Source organism: Brevibacterium picturae (assembly GCF_030453725.1).
Taxonomy (GTDB): domain Bacteria; phylum Actinomycetota; class Actinomycetes; order Actinomycetales; family Brevibacteriaceae; genus Brevibacterium; species Brevibacterium sandarakinum_A.
Genome location: NZ_JAKDJU010000341.1, coordinates 1 through 1,555, shown reverse-complemented (window position 1 = coordinate 1,555; position 1,555 = coordinate 1). Strand labels below are relative to the sequence as shown.

The 1,555-nt window shown below is 63.8% G+C and carries 1 protein-coding gene; it reads right to left on the bottom strand.

Annotated elements, in window-relative coordinates:
- Positions 1 to 25 precede the first annotated feature (25 nt).
- The coding region (locus L0G76_RS16185; protein ID WP_304358148.1) for a GMC family oxidoreductase at positions 26 to 1,555 on the bottom strand (1,530 nt) is incomplete at its 5' end.

Here is a 1,555-nt window from a genome sequence, read left to right as displayed (position 1 = left end):
GTCGACCTGTTCCAACTGCTCGACTTCAGCCTCCTTCTCCGCGCCGGCGGAGCCCGAGCACTCCGGTGATGAAGAAGACCGAGAAGGTCATCAGCGCTTGTGCCCGCCGCGGGAAGGTGAATCCCCGGCCCCGGAGGGAAAGACCGTTGCCGAGCACATTGTGCGGATGCAGCACAAACGAAGTCCTGATCGACACGCTCGGGTCGCTCTCACTCCGGAGAACAAGCTCTGCGCTCGTGAGGCTACGATACCGGGCGAGAGGGCCTCTTCCTCGTTGGGATTTGATGGCCTCGCCGATCCAGATCTGCCCGTCCGGATCCGTGGCCCGAAGTTCATAACGCATGAGGGGCTTTCCATCGGCCGGAAACATGTGCAGCTGCCCTGTCACCTCGAGGGTTCCGGGCAGTTGGGCGAGAGTGATCGTGCCATCGACGGCAAGCCGGTGCTCAGGATCGGCACGGAAGCGATCAAGACTGGCGATCTCGAGCCGCACCTGCAGGTCTCCGGCCCGACCGCTTCCCGGAACGCGTTCGTGCATATGCTCATCGAAGACGATCCCATCACCGGCGGTATCGCGGCGTCGGCGAGCTATCCATTCGTAGGCCTCGTCCTCGGGTGCCGGAACAGGCCGGACGCGGTCCCACTCCGGGGCCCGCCACGAACTGTCTCCGGTGAGTGTGCGAATGAGTCCTTCGATCGCGTGTTCTGCACCGGCAAGGATGGTCGCCGAGGGGTTTGCGCCCGTCGATGCCGGGAGCACAGCTCCGTCCATCACGTAGAGGCCCGGGTGCCCATGCACCTGCAGGTCTCGTCCCACGACGCCTGTGTCTCTGCTGTCTCCAGCAGGTACTCCACCCAAGGGATGCACCGTCACCGGCTTCTTCAATATCGACCAAGGGATCACCGATCGGACGCGTGCCCCTGTGACTCGGGTGATGAGGGGGCCCACCCGTTCCTCGGCGCGGTAGAGACGTGCCTGCCACCGGTTCGCCCAGCGCAGTCGCGCCTGACCGTGGTTGTCGAGTTCCAAGCGGCCCGTTGCCGAATCATGTCCCATTGACAGCAGCGCAAAGGTTCGAGTGGGATCGTTTCGGCGCAGTCTGCTCCACCAGGCACGCAGTCGCTGCAGAGGCAGAAGTCGATCGAGCATGTCGGAGATCACGACGGGAACGGCACCGTCCTGCACCTGGAACCATACCGGCTTGGACCGCTCCCAGACGTCGAGGACGGTTGTTGTGGTGATCGTCGGACCGGTCGTGAGGTCACCGTCACCTCGGCGAATATTTATCAGTGCGAGCTGGTCTCCGTTGCCGGAGAAGCCACGCCCCAGAGCGGGAGAGAGATTGGGCAGCGTCTGGTCGATGTCGCGGGATCGCAGCAGGAGTTCGGTCGTAGCGACGGAACCGGCGGCGAGGATCAGTCGTGTGGCCGTGCGACGGACCAGATTCCCATCGGATCCCTCGCCTTCTTTCGACCACACGGACCACCCGGTTTCGTTGGGTGCGATACGTATGACTTCGGCTCCCGTGACCGCAGTTGCCCCGTGCTGTTCTGC